Source organism: Ruegeria sp. AL3 (assembly GCF_056536065.1).
Window position 1 is genome coordinate 2,610,789 of record NZ_JBQFJG010000001.1, and the last position, 14,843, is coordinate 2,625,631.

Consider the following 14,843-nt stretch of genomic DNA (forward strand, 5'->3'; position numbering starts at 1 on the left):
TAAGACCCATCCAAAGAGTACCTGAAGACGGGGAGTGAGCAGAATGTCTGACGACTTCGAACTGGACACCAATGATCTGCAGCGCCGCATGGATGGCGCAATGGCCAATCTGAAAACCGAATTTGCATCATTGCGAACAGGGCGTGCTTCGGCCTCGATGCTGGAACCTGTCATGGTTGACGCTTACGGCTCGATGACACCGATCAACCAGGTGGGCACCGTGAACGTGCCCGAACCGCGTATGGTCACTGTTAACGTCTGGGACAAGTCACTGGTGGGTAAGGTGGAAAAGGCCATCCGCGAAAGCGGCCTTGGTATCAATCCGCAATTGAACGGAACCATCATAATGCTGCCGATTCCCGAGTTGAACGAAGAACGCCGCCGCGAGCTGAGCAAGGTCGCCGGTCAGTACGCGGAAAACGCGCGCATTGCGATCCGCAACGTGCGTCGCGATGGCATGGATCAGATCAAGAAGGCCAAGGCGGACGGCATGTCGGAAGATGACCAGAAGCTTTGGGAAAGCGAAGTTCAGGACATGACGGATGAGATGATCAAGGCCGTGGATGCTGCGCTCGAAACCAAGCAAGCCGAAATCATGCAGGTCTGAGCCGAACTGATGCCAAAAGACCCGCAAACCGAGCTGGAGTCCGGCCCGCGCCATGTGGCCATCATCATGGATGGCAATGGTCGTTGGGCGCAGGCACGCGGCCGTCCCCGGCTGTTCGGCCACCATGCCGGCGCGCGACGCGTGCGCGAGGTTGTCGAGGCCTGCCCTGGTTTGGGGATCAAGTATCTGACGGTGTTCGCTTTTTCGACCGAAAACTGGAAGCGGACCCAGGTCGAGGTGGCCGGCCTGATGAACCTGTTCCGCCGCTATATCATCAAGGAAACCCGGACACTTGCGGATAATGGCATCCGCGTTCGGTTCATCGGAGATCGGGTCCGTCTGGATTCCAAGTTGATCGAGTTGATGGACTCGCTGGAAGAAGAAACCAAGAACAACGATCTGGTTCATTTGACCGTCGCGCTGAATTACGGTGGTCGCGACGAGGTCGCACGCGCCACCAAGCGTCTGGCACGGGATGTGGCTGAAGGGCGGCTGAAACCCGAAGAGGTGGATGAAGAAACTCTTCCTAAGTATCTGGATACGCGTGTTCTTCCTGATCCCGACCTTGTTATCCGAACCAGCGGTGAAGCGCGGATTTCAAACTTTCTTCTTTGGCAATCGGCTTACTCGGAATATGAATTCATCGACACCCTCTGGCCGGACTTCACTGCTGCTGAACTGGCCCGTCTGTGCCAGAATTACGGCACCAGAGATCGGCGGTTCGGAGCGGTTCTGGCATGAGAGACGGCCGATGGTCTGACCTGACAACACGGGTTCTTTCTGCTGCTGTTCTTGTCGTGATCGGATCAATCGAAGTCTGGCTTGGCGGGTGGTGGTTCGAAACCTTCATCGCCGCAGCCTGTGGTCTGATGACGTGGGAATTGGTTCGGATGATCGACCCGCAAGCCCGCGGCGTGGCTGTTCAATTGGGGATTCTGACAAGCATCACCGTGGTTCTCAGCTATCATCTGCCGACGATTTACACTTTGCCGGTCGTGCTTGCGCCTGCGCTTGTGGGAGTGGGGCAGATCAGTCGTTCGAAGGTTCTGTTCGGGATGTTCGTGGTCTGGATCGTCGGGGCCGGGCTGGGTTTCATTTCGATCCGCGAAAATTCCGGTTTTGGCTGGATGGTTTGGCTGATTGCTGTCGTGGTCGCCACTGATGTCGCGGGCTATTTCGTGGGCAAGGTGGTTGGTGGCCCGAAATTCTGGCCCAAGGTCAGCCCGAAGAAGACGTGGTCGGGAACCGCCGGAGGGTGGGCCGCCGCGGCATGTGTCGGCGCGGTTTTTGCAAGCCTGGCCGGCTTTGGATTCGCTTTTGTCGTTGTTTCCGTTTTGGCTTCAATGGCAAGCCAGGCCGGTGATATTGCTGAAAGTGCGGTCAAGCGCAAGTTCGGTGTCAAAGACAGTTCGAACCTGATACCGGGCCATGGCGGCTTTCTGGATCGGTTTGATGGCATGATGGGGGCCGCGCTGTTCGTTTTGATCGCGGGGCTGATCTATTCGCCGGGTGAAATGTAATGCGAAAGGTATCTGTTTTTGGAGCCACCGGGTCGATCGGGCAGAATACGATTGATCTGATTTCGCGTGCACCGTCCGAGTATGACGTCGTGGCCTTGACCGGTGGCGCCAATATTCAAAGACTTGCGGATGACGCGCGTCGGCTCGGTGCCGATATTGCCGTCACCGCTCATGAAGACCGGCTTGATGACCTGCGTTCCGCTTTGGCCGGCAGTGGCGTCGAGGCGGCTGCAGGCCCGCGTGCCATCGTCGAGGCTGCGGCACGTCCGGCGGATTGGGTCATGTCGGCCATTGTCGGCTCGGCCGGGTTGGCACCGGGCATCGAGGCGTTGAAACAGGGGGCGACCCTGGCACTGGCCAACAAAGAGACATTGGTCTGCGCAGGATCGTTGGTTCTGGAAACGGCCAAACGGCATGGTGCGCGATTGCTGCCGGTCGACAGCGAACATTCGGCGGTGTTTCAGGCTTTGGTCGGTGAAGACATCGAAACAGTCGAGCGTGTGATCATCACCGCCAGCGGCGGGGCGTTTCGTGATTGGCCCCTGAGTGAACTGGTGAACGCGACGGTGGAACAAGCCTCGAGCCATCCGAATTGGGATATGGGGCAGCGTATCACCATTGACAGCGCATCCATGTTCAACAAAGCGTTGGAGGTCATTGAAACAAAAGAATATTTCGGTGTCAAACCGGATCAGATCGAAGTGCTGGTGCATCCGGAATCCATAGTACACGCCCTGGTCGGGTATCGTGATGGTGCGGTGATGGCCCATATGGGGGCACCCGATATGCGCCACGCCATCGGTTACGCGCTGCATTGGCCCGAAAGACGGGAATTGCCGATACAGCGCCTTGATTTGGCCAAGCTGGGGCAACTGCGTTTCAACGCGCCGGATCTGGCACGTTATCCCGCATTGAAACTGGCCCGGGACGTGATGGCGCGTGGCGGCCTGGCGGGTGCTGTTTTCAACGCCGCGAAGGAACGTGCGCTGGATCATTTCATCGCGCGCAGGACCGGATTTCTGGATATGGCTGATGCCGTCGCGGCGGTTCTCGACAGGTTCGACGCGTCAGACAGCCTTATTGATGCCCCGATGACCCTTGATAACGTACAGCAAACAGACCATCTGGCACGTCAGTGGGTCGATGACGCTGTGGTGGAACGAGCAGGATAGAATTTTGGACGTACTTTCCCTAATCCCGCAATTTGGCAATCTTCTCTGGACGATTGTCGCGTTTGTCATCGCATTGTCGGTCATCGTCGCGGTGCACGAATACGGCCACTACATTGTGGGGCGTTGGTCCGGTATCCATGCCGAAGTGTTCTCGATCGGGTTTGGCCCGGTTCTCTGGAGCCGTGTCGACAAACGGGGGACAAGATGGCAGATCGCGTTGCTGCCGTTTGGGGGGTACGTAAAGTTCCTGGGCGATGCCAATGCAGCATCGGGCAAGGATGAAAAGGCGATGGAAGGCATCGCTACCCAAAGCCCGGAAGAGCTGCGCCGCACCATGCATGGTGCCCCTTTGTGGGCGCGGGCCGCAACGGTCGCGGCCGGACCTGTCTTCAACTTCGTCATGTCCATTCTGGTGTTTGGCCTGATTTTCTGGTCACAGGGCGTATCGAAGGAGCCGCTGACGGTCGGAACGTTGCAACCCTTGCCAGGCACTGTGCAGGAACTGAGAGAAGGTGATGTGATCACCGCAATCGCCGGCACACCGACACCTGACTATGATGAAGAAGGGGCCTGGCAGGACTTTATCGATGCGCTGCCTGTGGAACCGGTTCTGGATTACACGGTGATCCGGGACGGTGAAACGCTGGATGTACAAGCACCATGGATGTTTCCACCCCTGATCCGCCAAGTGGCCCCACGCAGCGCGGCGATGGATATTCAACTGAAACAAGGCGATGTCATCACGGCGGTGAACGGAGAGCCGATCTTTGCCTTCGAGCAGCTGAAGGATTTTGTCGAAGGGTCCGACGGCCGGGTTCTGCTGTTGGACGTCTGGCGGGATGGGTCCGAGCTGGAATTCGCATTGGCCCCCCGACGCACGGATGAACCTCAGCCGGATGGCGGTTTCGTCACCCATTGGCGGATTGGGATCATCGGGGGCATGATGCTGGAGCCAGCAACTGAACCGGCCGGTATTCTGGATTCACTGACCGGCGGTGTCAGACAGACGGGCCGCATTATCGAAGGGTCGCTGTCTGGTATGTGGCACATGGTGACGGGGGCAATCAGCACCTGTAACATCTCGGGGCCGATCGGGATTGCCGAAACCTCGGGGGCAATGGCCAGCCAGGGGGCGCAGAACTTCATTTTCTTCATCGCGGTTCTGTCGACGGCGGTCGGATTGCTGAACCTGTTTCCGATCCCGGCATTGGATGGCGGGCACCTTGTGTTCTACGCCTATGAAGCCATTGCAGGGAAACCACCCAGTGATGGGGCCTTGCGGGTGCTCATGGGTGTAGGGATCACCTTAATTCTCACCCTCATGCTGTTTTCAGTGAGCAACGATTTGTTCTGCTAATTGTGGCGCGTAGCGCAAGATTGGGCCGCAAAATTGCCTCATTCTGACGTTATGATTTTTGCGTCTGAGGGAAAAACCATGACCAAAACGCTGAAAAAATCGTATCAGAGCTTTAGCTTCCTGTTCGTGCTGAATTGGGATGTTCTGCTGAGCTTTGCAGTTACGGCGTTGGCTATGGCAGGTGCCGCCTATCTGGCGGCCATGTGATTCTTACTGAAATTAACGTCGTCAATTTGAATGGCAGTCTTCGCGGCTGCTTCTATTTCGCCTTTTGACAAGCTCATTCAATCCCGTTACTCAGCATTAAAGTCTTAAATTCTGGGTAGAGCATAAAATGACTGACAGGCGAGGGGCGGGCACATCCTGCGGGCAGCAAATGCCAACAAACAAGATTTTGTGGCAGGCGCTAGCGGTTCTTTTCCTTTTTGTTGCTGCAAGCTTAATGACTTTTCCGCATGCAGCACAGGCGCAAAACTATACGATCAATTCGTTTGATGTTGAGGGCAATCGCCGGATTGAAACCGGTACGATCATCGCCCGAACGGGAATCGAACCTGGCCAAACCGTAACTGCCGGCCAGCTCAATGATGCCTATCAGCGATTGCTTGACAGTGGTGTATTTGAAACAGTCGAACTGACGCCGCGCGGCTCGACACTGGTCATTAAGGTGCAGGAATATCCGACGATCAACCAGATCAGCATCGAAGGTAACGCCCGCGTCAAGGACGACGTGTTGCTGGACGTCATCGAATCGCAGCCGCGCCGCGTCTTTACCCCGCAGGTGGCCGAGTCTGACGCTGATATGATTGCCGAAGTGTATTCAGCCCAAGGCCGTGTTGCCGCGACCGTGATCCCTCGGATTATCCGCCGCAGCGACAACCGGGTTGATCTGGTTTTCGAAGTGGCCGAAGGCACGACCATCGAAGTGGAACGTGTCAGCTTTGTCGGCAACCGTGCCTTTTCGGACCGACGCTTGCGCCGCGTTCTGGAAACCAAGCAGGCAACTTTCCTGCGGACGTTCTTCAGGAACGACACCTTCATCGGCGATCGTATCGAGTTCGACAAGCAGGTCATCCGGGATTTCTACCTGTCACGAGGCTATGTCGACTTCCGCGTGAACAGCGCCAATGTCGAGTTTACCAGCGAACGGGATGCGTTTTTCCTGGTGATGAATGTAACCGAGGGCCAGAAATTCTCATTTGGTAAGATCACGACCGTCAGTGAGATTCCGGGCGTGGATCCGGCCCCTTATCAGGACGCGCTGAAGATCAAGCCCGGCGTGACATATACGCCGACGCTGGTTGAAAATTCGATTACGCGACAGGAACGGCTGGGCCTGAAGCAAGGTGTGGATTTCCTTCGCGTGGAACCACGTGTTACACGCAATGACCGCGATCTGACTTTGGATATCGAATTTGTTCTGACAAAAGGTCCTCGGATCTTTGTCGAGCGGATTGATATTGAAGGTAACACAACCACCTTGGACCGGGTGATCCGCCGTCAGTTCGATACCGTCGAAGGTGACCCGTTCAATCCCCGCGAAATCCGTCAGGCCGCCGAGCGCATCAATGCCCTGGGCTTTTTCGCCGTCGCGGAAGTCGAGCCGCGCGAGGGATCGTCGCCCAGCCAGGTCATTCTGGATGTAGACGTTGAAGAACAACCTACCGGCTCGCTGAGCCTCGGAGGCAGCTACTCGGTTACGGACGGCTTCGGGATTGCCGTTGCCCTGAACGAATCCAACTTCCTGGGTCGTGGCCAGAACCTTGGTGTGTCGATCTCGACCGCGCAGGACTCGGAACAATATACGCTCAGCTTCACAGAGCCTTACCTTCTGGGTCGCAAGCTGCGCTTTGACCTTGGTCTGGGGCTGTCGGCCACCAATTCCGGGTTTGCAAGTTACGACACAAGCAGTCTTTTCTTTGCGCCACAGCTAACCTATGCGATTGGTGAATTGTCGGCTCTGCGGCTCCGCTATGGCTGGGACCGCAGCGAGATGACGCAACAGGACAACGAAGTTAATGGCGCAGTGATTGCTTCTGAAATTGCGCAGGGCAAACGGACGTCCAGTTCTTTGGGCCTGTCCTACATTTATGACAGCCGTCTCGGCGGTTTGGACCCCAATACCGGCGTTCTGTTCGAGGTTGGCGTTGATGCCGCTGGACTTGGTGGGGACAACAAATACTTCAAGACCACGGCGCGTGGTATCGCGCAAACCCGGGTTTGGAACGAAGAGGTGGTGCTTCGGGCAACGATGGAGCTGGGCGCTCTGCACTGGCGCGGAAACGATTTCAGCCGTACTGTTGACCGCTTTGTGCTGGGCCCCAATACCTTCCGGGGTTTTGAACCTGCGGGTATCGGACCGCGTGACCTGTCCAACGGTCAGGATGATGCGATCGGCGGCAACTACTACTGGGTTGCCCGTTTCGAAACCGACTTCCCACTGGGTCTGCCCGAGGAGCTGGGTCTGCGTGGCGGCCTGTTCTATGATGTCGGCAACCTCTACAACATCGACAACGTCAATACGGCAGGTGCAACCATTGTCGGTGCAAACGGATCGATCCGGCACGTGATCGGTATTTCGGTGCTCTGGGAAACTCCGTTCGGGCCGTTGCAGTTCAACTTTTCGCAGCCTCTCAAGAAAGAATCTTTCGACAAGGAGCAGAACTTTGACTTTACGATCCAGGCCCGGTTCTGATCCGCGATGCTGAACAGATTGCTTGGCAGAACACGGGGCCCGCTTTGGGCCCTGTGTGCATTTATGGCGATGGTCCTGGCGTCTTTGGCAAATGCTCAGCAGCTTGGTGTGCCTCAAGCCAGTGTGGTCACCCTGTCCAGTGAAGAGCTGTTTGCCAAGTCCGCTTTCGGACAGCGCGTTTTGCGTGAAATTGAAAAGGAAAGCGCCTTACTGTCCGAAGAAAACCAACGGATTGTCGCGGAACTGAGCCGCGAAGAAAAGGAACTTACCGAGCAGCGCGCCACCATGTCGGCCGACGAGTTCCGCCCCCTGGCCGAGGCGTTTGATCTCAAGGTTCAGTCCCATCGCGAGGGGCAAAGGGCAAAGCTGGACGTACTGGCCCGTCGCAGCGAAGAAGCCCAGCAGACCTTTTCCGAGATTGTGCGCCCGGTGCTTGTCGATCTGTTGCGCGAAATTGGGGCCAGCGTGATGATCGAGCGATCTAATGTCGTCGTCAGCACGTCCGACATCACCGAAGCCGCAATCATCCGAATAAACGCCGCGATTGGTGATGGAAGCGATTTGCAACAGGGTCAGGGCGAATAGGTTCGCTTGCCCTTGCAGTGCTGTATTGCTAACCACGCAAAAAAAGAAACATCCAAAACGGGATATCTGCATCATGAGCACAGAAACCAAAAGCGCAGACATTCAGCTGATCCAGAGGATCCTGCCGCACCGCTATCCGTTTTTGCTGGTCGATAAGGTGGTAGATATCTCGGGCTATCAGTCGGCGCGCGGAATCAAGAATGTCACCATGAACGAACCGCATTTTCAGGGACATTTCCCCGGTACGCCGATCATGCCGGGTGTAACCATTGTCGAGGCAATGGCGCAGACCGCCGGTGTGATGCTGGGTGTGGGAATGGACGTCATCGACACCGAGCTGTTGATTTACTTCATGAGCATCGACAAGTGCAAATTCCGCCGCAAGGTCGTGCCCGGTGATGTGCTGGAAATGCATGTGGAAACAGTGCGTGGGAAAAAAGGCGGAAAGCTGTTCAAATTCAGCGGCCGTGCAACTGTCGAAGGCGAAGTTGCCGCCGAGGCGGAATTCTCGGCTTATGTCGACTGGGATATGGAAAAGACAACATGAACGGAGTCCATCCCAGCGCAATTATTGAAGACGGTGCGCAGATTGGGCAGGATTGTATCATCGGTCCCTTCTGCCACGTGGGCCCACAGGTGAAACTGGGCGATCGGGTCGAGTTGAAATCGCATGTGGTCGTGACGGGCGACACCTCGATCGGCGACGATACCGTCGTGTTCAATTTCTCGGTGATTGGTGAGATCCCTCAGGATCTGAAATTCAGCGGCGAAAACACCCGGCTTGAGATTGGCAAACGCAACCGCATTCGCGAGCATGTGACAATCAATACCGGGACCGAAGGTGGCGGAGGGGTCACGCGGATCGGTGACGACTGCCTGTTGATGGCGGGTGTTCACGTGGCCCATGACGTTCAGATCGGCAACCGTGTGATCATGGTGAACCATGCCGGCGCGGCGGGGCATTGCATCGTCGAAGACGACGTGATCGTCGGTGGCATTTCAGGGCTGCATCAATGGGTGCGCGTTGGACGCGGGGCCATTATTGGCGCGCTGACCATGGTGCCGAAAGATGTTATTCCTTACGGCCTGGTACAGGCGTCGCGGGGTGAGCTGGATGGCCTGAACCTCGTCGGTCTCAAGCGCAAGGGTGTATCGCGTGAAGATATCTCGGCGCTGCGCGCGGCATTCAAGGAATTGTCCGACGGCGAAGGCACCTTTATGGATCGCGCCAGCCGGATCGGTGAAGGCAACGAAAGCGACTATGTGCAGCAGATCGTGGATTTCGTCACCGGCCACAGTGACCGATCCTTCCTGACCCCGAGGAAATAGGGTCATGCTTGCGTTGATTGCGGGAACCGGGGCGCTGCCGACCGAAGTTGTTGCGCAGTTGACAGAACGCCCTCTGATCTGCGCGATGGAGGGGTTTCTGCCTGACAGCCTGAGTGCAGATGTCGTGTTTCCTCTGGAACAATTGGGCAGTTTCATCGCTGACCTGAAGGCGCGGGGCGTGACCGATATCTGTCTGGCCGGCGCTGTTCGACGCCCGCCAATCGACCCTTCCCGCATCGACGCCGCGACGCTGCCGCTGGTTCCGATCATCCAAAAGGCCATCCTGTCCGGCGATGACGGAGCTTTGCGCGCCGTGATCGGAATTCTTGAGGGTGCCGGCCTCACCCTCAGGGCCGCACATGAGATCGCGCCCGGTTTGTTGCCGCCTGTGGGATGTCTGACCGAGGCCCAGCCCTCAGACGCCGACATGGCCGACGCTGACCGCGCCGCCGGGATTCTTCGGGCAATGGGGGCGGCGGATACCGGGCAGGCTTGTGCCGTGTCCAAAGGGCAGGCGCTGGCCATCGAGGGGGTGTTCGGCACCGCGTGGATGCTGCAATCCCTGACCCAACGCCCCGACGCTGGCGGGGGCATTCTGTTCAAAGGCCCCAAACCCGATCAGGATCGGCGCGCCGATTTGCCCGCCATCGGGCCGGAAACTGTTACCGACACGGTTGCGGCAGGTTTGTCCGGGATCGTTTTGGAAAAAGGCGGTGTGCTCGTTCTGGAAAAGGAACGCGTCATCGCTGAATGCAACCGTCTGGGTCTGTTTCTCTATATCCGCGAGCGGGCAGTCTGATGCGTGTCTTTCTGGTCGCCGGTGAACCTTCGGGCGACCGGTTGGGCGGCGCGCTGATGGAGGGGTTGAAAACCCTGGTGCCCGAGATTGAATTCGACGGTGTGGGAGGCCAGCTGATGCAAGCGCAGGGCCTGCGCAGCCGGTTCCCGATGTCCGAGCTGTCTGTCATGGGGCTTGTCGAAGTGCTGCCGAAGTTTTTTCACCTGAAACGGCGGATATCCGAGACGGCACAGGCGGTGCTGGACACGAAACCGGATGTATTGATCACCATAGACAGCCCGGATTTCAGCTTGCGCGTCGCCAAAATCGTAAAAGCCAACAGCAAAATCCGAACCGTGCATTATGTTGCGCCCAGTGTCTGGGCTTGGCGCCCCGGGCGTGCAGACAAGATGGCAAAGGTCATCGACCATGTGCTGGCTCTTCTTCCTTTTGAACCTCCGTACATGGAGCGGGCAGGGATGGAATGCGACTTTGTCGGCCATCCTGTGGTTGGCGAACCGACTGCCACACCAGATGAGATCGCCGCCTTTCGCCACCGCTTTGATCTGGGTAATGCGCCGATCCTGCTGGCCTTGCCCGGGTCGCGGCGGGGTGAGATTGAACGTCTGGCAGAGTCTTTCGGCGGCGCGTTGGGGTTGTTTTTCGATGACCACCCGAATTACCGCGTGGTGATCCCGACCGTAGGTGCGACAACAGATCTGATAAATGAACTGGTACCAGAATGGCCTGGCGCGCCCGTGGTGCTGGATCCCCGCCAGGTGGGTGCGGAACAAGCCATGGCCGACAAACGAGCGGCCTTTGGCGCCGCAGATCTTGCCCTTGCTGCTTCGGGAACGGTTTCGCTGGAACTTGCAGCGCAGAATACGCCGATGGTCATTGCGTACAAGCTGAACTGGCTGACGCAGAAAATGGCGGAACGGATGGTCAAGTTGGACACCGTTACACTGGTCAATCTGGTTTCGGAAACACGCGCCGTGCCGGAATGCCTGCTGGATGATTGTCAGCCTCAGAAAATCGCCGAAGCCTTGCGAAAGGTCGCCGACGCACCCGATGCGCAACAGCATGCCATGAACCTGACCATGGACAGGTTGGGGCGTGGGGGCGAAGCACCCGGCTTGCGCGCAGCGAGGGCGGTTTTGAACAGAATGCAGCCACGCAATGCTTGATCACGCGCTGTTTGCAGTCTCTGCGGGGATCGCGATGATCTCTACCAATCTGGACAATCTGGCTGTCTTGTTGGGCTTGATCCTGGTGATGGAACAGCGCCGCGCGATCGTGGGTTTTGCCGTCGCTCAGACGATCGTACTTTCCCTGGCCATGACCGTGGCCGTGGGCCTGAACCAGAGTGGCCTTCCGTTTTGGATCGGCTATCTTGGCCTTGTCCCGCTGGTGTTTGGCTTGCGCGGAATCTGGCATCAGTTTCGCGACGCGGACACCGAAGGTGCGGAGTCAAAAGGGGCGGTGACTTCGGTGGTGACGCTTTTCCTGAGCCTCTCGATAGACAGTTTTGCGGTAATGACCACTCTGCTTGCGGACTCGGCGCCGTCCTATCGGGTTGTTGCGTTGATCGGTGCCGCCAGCGCGGCCGCCTTGCTGGTTGTTGTTGCTGCATGGGGGGCGCCCCACGCCAAAAGCCTTGGTCCGCGCGTTGCCCGGCTGGATCGGATTGCGCCCTATATCATGGTCTGCGTCGGGCTCTATATTCTCTTCAACTCTCCCACCGATATGGTGTGACCCGGCAAAGAGAGCGCGTTGTCTCGCATATGTGACCTGCAAAGGTCTGTTGCTGGGACGCAGGTCCAGGGTATCGTGACCCAGAAAAGGAGTTTTCAACATGACCCGCATCCCCCCTTTGTCGGATCAGGAAATGACCGCCGACGCGCGCGCGTCCTACGCTGCATTGGGTGCCTATGGCCCGTTTGACAACTGGGCCCGCGTCGCAGCGTATTGCCCTCCGGTTCTGAACCATGTCACGGGAATGCTGACAACCCTGCGAGAGCAAGAGAACTTGCCGCGCCGTGCGTTGGAGCTGGCGATGGTGACGGTTTCAAAACTGAATGCCTGCGATTATTGCGTCTCGCATCACACACCGCTGCTGACCGTCGCGGGGCTGAGCCCCGAAGGGGCGGCGCGTCTGCCGGACGTCGAGGATCATCCGGAACTGGATGCCTGTGACAAGGCGGTCGTGCGCTATGCCGAAGCCGTGACGATCCGGTCGGGCCGTATGAAGGATGCCGAAGTGGCGGATCTGAGGGAATGGTTCACCGATGCTCAGATCGTTGAGCTGACCTGGCGCATCGCCTTGTGCGGTGCGTTCAATCGGTTCAACGATGCATTGCAGATTCAGATCGAACCCGAGGTCGAGCCGGTTTCAGCCTAATACCCCCGCCAGATCCAGCCACCGCCGAACACGCGGCTGCCTTCGTTTGCGTAAAACACGCAGGCCTGCCCCGGCGAGATGCCTTCCTCGGGGGTCAGCAGTTCGACCTCGGCCGTAGTGTCCGACAGCGGCCGAATGATTGCCTCGCGCGGCGGGCGGGTCGAGCGGACTTTGACGGAAAGATGCCATTCATCGCGTGACGAGAAGGGGTCATCGCCCAGCCAATTGATCTCGCGCACCGGAACGACTCGCGTTGCCAGCATCTCTTTCGGGCCGACAACGACCTGCTTTTTGTCGACGTCCAGTTTGACGACATAAAGCGGCTCGCTGAGGCCGCCGATGCCAAGACCGCGACGTTGGCCGATCGTATAGTGAATCACACCGTTGTGTTGCGCCAGTACGCGGCCATCGGCGTGAACAATCTCGCCGGGTTCCGCGGCTCCGGGGCGCAGTTTTTCGATGACGCTGGCATAGTTGCCGTCGGGCACGAAGCAGATATCCTGGCTGTCGGGCTTGTCCGCCACCGACAGCCCATACTGCGCCGCCATCTCACGGGTTGCGTCTTTCGACGGCAGGTGGCCCAGCGGGAAGCGCAGAAAGTTCAATTGCTCTGGCGTGGTCGAGAACAGGAAATAGGACTGATCGCGATTGGCGTCTTCGGCGCTGTGCAGTTCCGGTCCGTTGGCGCCCATCTTGCGCTGAATGTAATGGCCGGTGGCCATGCAGTCTGCCTCGAGATCCTTGGCGGTTTCCAGAAGGTCCTTGAATTTCACCCGCTCGTTGCAGCGGATGCAGGGAACCGGCGTCGCGCCTGCCAGATAGCTTTCGGCAAACTCGTCGATCACGGCATCCTTGAAGATGTTCTCGTAATCCAGAACGTAATGTGGAAATCCCCGTTCTTCCGCCACGCGTCGCGCATCATGAATATCGATTCCAGCGCAACAGGCACCTTTCTTGGCCAATGCCGCGCCGTGGTCATATAGCTGCAAAGTCACACCGACCACATCATAGCCCTGATCGGCCAGATAGGCCGCGACAACGGAACTGTCGACGCCCCCCGACATCGCCACAACGACCCGCGTTTCCGAGGGTGGTTTGGCAAAGCCAAGCGAGTTCAGCGGGGTCTCGGTGTCGAGGGCCATTGCAGATTCCAGTCCGGGTTAAGAAAGACCGGCAGAATATAGGAAAATTCTACACACTCTCAAGGGGCGGTTTCACGCGACTTTAAGTAGGCTGAGGGCAGCTTTGGTGCAGCAAGAAGGGTAAAGCGATGTATTTGCACAAAGTTGAAGGGCCAAGGTCTGTTGCTCTGCCGGATGGATCCATTTTGACGCATGCGGATTTACCGCCCGCGAACACAAGGCGATGGGTGGCGTCACGCAAGATTCTTGTCGTGCGTGGCGTGCTTTACGGGTTGATCAGCCTGTCTGACGCAAAAAAGAAATACGGCCTGAGCGACGAAGAATTCAACGGTTGGGTTTCTTTGATCGCGGAACACGGCGTCGAGGCGTTGAAGGCGACGGCGCTAAAAAAGTATCGACAACCTAAAGGAGAGCGTGAATAAATGATTCAACGGTAACGTCAGATTAACCATTCTTGGTCAGGATTAATTTTAATTGGAATTATTGACCCGAACTGGAGCAGTGAAAAATGCGCATACTTCTTGTCGAGGATGATCCGACCACGTCCAAAAGCATCGAACTGATGCTGACGCATGCGAACCTGAACGTCTATGCGACGGATCTTGGCGAAGAAGGAATCGATCTGGCAAAACTCTATGATTACGACCTGATCTTGCTGGATTTGAACCTGCCGGACATGAACGGGCATGAGGTTTTGCGCCAGTTGCGGATCGCCAGGGTGGAAACACCGATTCTGATTTTGTCCGGTGCCGATGATACCGAAAGCAAGATCAAGGGATTCGGCTTTGGCGCCGATGATTATCTGACCAAGCCTTTCCATCGCGAAGAACTGGTGGCACGCATCCATGCCATCATCCGCCGTTCCAAAGGGCATTCGCAATCGATCATTCATACAGGGCGAATTGCGGTGAACCTTGATGCAAAAACCGTGGAAGTGGATGGCAAGACGGTTCATTTGACCGGCAAGGAATACCAGATGCTCGAGTTGCTCAGCCTGCGCAAGGGGACGACTCTGACCAAGGAAATGTTTCTGAACCACCTTTATGGCGGCATGGATGAACCTGAGCTGAAAATCATCGATGTGTTCATCTGCAAACTGCGCAAAAAGCTCAGCAATGCGACCGGTGGAGAGAACTATATCGAAACCGTCTGGGGCCGTGGCTATGTGCTGCGAGACCCGCAAAGCAACACGCTGGACGAAACACGGATGGCAGTCGGGCTTTGAATTGAACCACCAGTGCCGCCGGTGGTCCAGGG

The 14,843-nt window shown here is 57.3% G+C and carries 17 protein-coding genes; 16 read left to right on the top strand and 1 reads right to left on the bottom strand.

All coding sequences use genetic code 11. From position 1 onward, the window contains the following. The first annotated feature begins 43 nt into the window (after nt 1-43). From frr to ACR3E6_RS13245, 14 genes are all read left to right on the top strand, one after another. Nucleotides 44-607: a ribosome recycling factor gene (gene frr, locus ACR3E6_RS13180; protein WP_171632603.1), complete on the top strand. Its 564-nt coding sequence runs from the start codon at nt 44-46 to the stop codon at nt 605-607. A 9-nt stretch (nt 608-616) separates the two neighbouring features. Next, on the top strand, nt 617-1,348 hold the full coding sequence (locus ACR3E6_RS13185) for an isoprenyl transferase (protein WP_171116012.1): 732 nt from the start codon (nt 617-619) through the stop codon (nt 1,346-1,348). After that, entirely contained in the window at nt 1,345-2,127 is a 783-nt protein-coding gene (locus ACR3E6_RS13190) for a phosphatidate cytidylyltransferase (protein ID WP_480487504.1), read from the top strand. Before ACR3E6_RS13185 ends, ACR3E6_RS13190 begins: the two co-directional genes overlap by 4 nt. Next, a complete protein-coding gene (gene dxr / locus ACR3E6_RS13195) occupies nt 2,127-3,299 on the top strand; it encodes a 1-deoxy-D-xylulose-5-phosphate reductoisomerase (RefSeq protein ID WP_480487506.1) in 1,173 nt (390 codons plus the stop codon). The genes ACR3E6_RS13190 and dxr overlap by 1 nt, the downstream gene beginning before the upstream one ends. Nucleotides 3,300-3,303: 4 nt before the next feature. Beyond that, entirely contained in the window at nt 3,304-4,656 is a 1,353-nt protein-coding gene (rseP, locus tag ACR3E6_RS13200; protein WP_171632595.1) for an RIP metalloprotease RseP, read from the top strand. 78 nt (nt 4,657-4,734) lie between these two features. Next, nucleotides 4,735-4,863: a hypothetical protein gene (locus tag ACR3E6_RS13205; protein WP_256367495.1), complete on the top strand. Its 129-nt coding sequence runs from the start codon at nt 4,735-4,737 to the stop codon at nt 4,861-4,863. A 169-nt stretch (nt 4,864-5,032) separates the two neighbouring features. After that, nucleotides 5,033-7,351 (top strand): outer membrane protein assembly factor BamA, encoded by a 2,319-nt coding sequence (gene bamA, locus ACR3E6_RS13210; protein WP_480488146.1) that lies wholly within the window; start codon nt 5,033-5,035, stop codon nt 7,349-7,351. Nucleotides 7,352-7,414: 63 nt separating this feature from the next. Further along, a complete protein-coding gene (locus ACR3E6_RS13215) occupies nt 7,415-7,936 on the top strand; it encodes an OmpH/Skp family outer membrane protein (RefSeq protein WP_171632589.1) in 522 nt (173 codons plus the stop codon). Between the two features lie 73 nt (nt 7,937-8,009). Further along, nucleotides 8,010-8,483, top strand: a complete 474-nt coding sequence (fabZ, locus tag ACR3E6_RS13220; protein WP_152457928.1) for a 3-hydroxyacyl-ACP dehydratase FabZ — start codon at nt 8,010-8,012, stop codon at nt 8,481-8,483. Next, on the top strand, nt 8,480-9,265 hold the full coding sequence (gene lpxA, locus ACR3E6_RS13225) for an acyl-ACP--UDP-N-acetylglucosamine O-acyltransferase (protein WP_171168239.1): 786 nt from the start codon (nt 8,480-8,482) through the stop codon (nt 9,263-9,265). Before fabZ ends, lpxA begins: the two co-directional genes overlap by 4 nt. A gap of 4 nt (nt 9,266-9,269) precedes the next feature. Next, on the top strand, nt 9,270-10,064 hold the full coding sequence (locus tag ACR3E6_RS13230) for an LpxI family protein (RefSeq protein ID WP_480487509.1): 795 nt from the start codon (nt 9,270-9,272) through the stop codon (nt 10,062-10,064). Beyond that, nucleotides 10,064-11,230, top strand: a complete 1,167-nt coding sequence (gene lpxB, locus ACR3E6_RS13235) for a lipid-A-disaccharide synthase (protein ID WP_171723312.1) — start codon at nt 10,064-10,066, stop codon at nt 11,228-11,230. Before ACR3E6_RS13230 ends, lpxB begins: the two co-directional genes overlap by 1 nt. After that, complete coding sequence (locus ACR3E6_RS13240) at nt 11,223-11,798, top strand: hypothetical protein (RefSeq protein ID WP_480487511.1); 576 nt, start codon at nt 11,223-11,225, stop codon at nt 11,796-11,798. The genes lpxB and ACR3E6_RS13240 overlap by 8 nt, the downstream gene beginning before the upstream one ends. A gap of 100 nt (nt 11,799-11,898) precedes the next feature. Continuing rightward, the gene (locus ACR3E6_RS13245) at nt 11,899-12,444 is read left to right on the top strand and encodes a carboxymuconolactone decarboxylase family protein (RefSeq protein WP_480487513.1); all 546 of its coding nucleotides are present in this window, start codon (nt 11,899-11,901) and stop codon (nt 12,442-12,444) included. Here ACR3E6_RS13245 and mnmA read toward each other — a convergent pair. Beyond that, nucleotides 12,441-13,586, bottom strand: coding sequence for a tRNA 2-thiouridine(34) synthase MnmA (mnmA, locus tag ACR3E6_RS13250; RefSeq protein WP_480487515.1), 1,146 nt, complete (start codon nt 13,584-13,586; stop codon nt 12,441-12,443). The two genes, ACR3E6_RS13245 and mnmA, sit on opposite strands and share 4 nt — an antisense overlap. A gap of 128 nt (nt 13,587-13,714) precedes the next feature. Here mnmA and sciP point away from each other — a divergent pair, with 128 nt between their 5' ends. Beyond that, nucleotides 13,715-14,008 (top strand): CtrA inhibitor SciP, encoded by a 294-nt coding sequence (gene sciP / locus ACR3E6_RS13255; RefSeq protein ID WP_171632574.1) that lies wholly within the window; start codon nt 13,715-13,717, stop codon nt 14,006-14,008. A gap of 86 nt (nt 14,009-14,094) precedes the next feature. Further along, nucleotides 14,095-14,811 carry a response regulator transcription factor CtrA gene (ctrA, locus tag ACR3E6_RS13260; RefSeq protein WP_152457936.1) on the top strand — a complete coding sequence of 239 codons (717 nt, stop codon included), beginning with the start codon at nt 14,095-14,097 and terminating at the stop codon, nt 14,809-14,811. Nucleotides 14,812-14,843 lie beyond the last annotated feature (32 nt).

What these genes read in the sequence shown, in the direction of transcription:
- ACR3E6_RS13190 (WP_480487504.1), top strand. Translation starts at nt 1,345, where the DNA reads ATGAGAGACGGCCGATGGTCTGACCTGACAACACGGGTTCTTTCTGCT.
- mnmA (WP_480487515.1), bottom strand. Translation starts at nt 13,586, where the DNA reads ATGGCCCTCGACACCGAGACCCCGCTGAACTCGCTTGGCTTTGCCAAA.
- ACR3E6_RS13245 (WP_480487513.1), top strand. Translation starts at nt 11,899, where the DNA reads ATGACCCGCATCCCCCCTTTGTCGGATCAGGAAATGACCGCCGACGCG.
- dxr (WP_480487506.1), top strand. Translation starts at nt 2,127, where the DNA reads ATGCGAAAGGTATCTGTTTTTGGAGCCACCGGGTCGATCGGGCAGAAT.
- sciP (WP_171632574.1), top strand. Translation starts at nt 13,715, where the DNA reads ATGTATTTGCACAAAGTTGAAGGGCCAAGGTCTGTTGCTCTGCCGGAT.
- ACR3E6_RS13215 (WP_171632589.1), top strand. Translation starts at nt 7,415, where the DNA reads ATGGCGATGGTCCTGGCGTCTTTGGCAAATGCTCAGCAGCTTGGTGTG.
- ACR3E6_RS13240 (WP_480487511.1), top strand. Translation starts at nt 11,223, where the DNA reads ATGCTTGATCACGCGCTGTTTGCAGTCTCTGCGGGGATCGCGATGATC.
- fabZ (WP_152457928.1), top strand. Translation starts at nt 8,010, where the DNA reads ATGAGCACAGAAACCAAAAGCGCAGACATTCAGCTGATCCAGAGGATC.
- frr (WP_171632603.1), top strand. Translation starts at nt 44, where the DNA reads ATGTCTGACGACTTCGAACTGGACACCAATGATCTGCAGCGCCGCATG.
- lpxA (WP_171168239.1), top strand. Translation starts at nt 8,480, where the DNA reads ATGAACGGAGTCCATCCCAGCGCAATTATTGAAGACGGTGCGCAGATT.
- bamA (WP_480488146.1), top strand. Translation starts at nt 5,033, where the DNA reads ATGCCAACAAACAAGATTTTGTGGCAGGCGCTAGCGGTTCTTTTCCTT.
- ACR3E6_RS13230 (WP_480487509.1), top strand. Translation starts at nt 9,270, where the DNA reads ATGCTTGCGTTGATTGCGGGAACCGGGGCGCTGCCGACCGAAGTTGTT.
- ACR3E6_RS13205 (WP_256367495.1), top strand. Translation starts at nt 4,735, where the DNA reads ATGACCAAAACGCTGAAAAAATCGTATCAGAGCTTTAGCTTCCTGTTC.
- ACR3E6_RS13185 (WP_171116012.1), top strand. Translation starts at nt 617, where the DNA reads ATGCCAAAAGACCCGCAAACCGAGCTGGAGTCCGGCCCGCGCCATGTG.
- ctrA (WP_152457936.1), top strand. Translation starts at nt 14,095, where the DNA reads ATGCGCATACTTCTTGTCGAGGATGATCCGACCACGTCCAAAAGCATC.
- lpxB (WP_171723312.1), top strand. Translation starts at nt 10,064, where the DNA reads ATGCGTGTCTTTCTGGTCGCCGGTGAACCTTCGGGCGACCGGTTGGGC.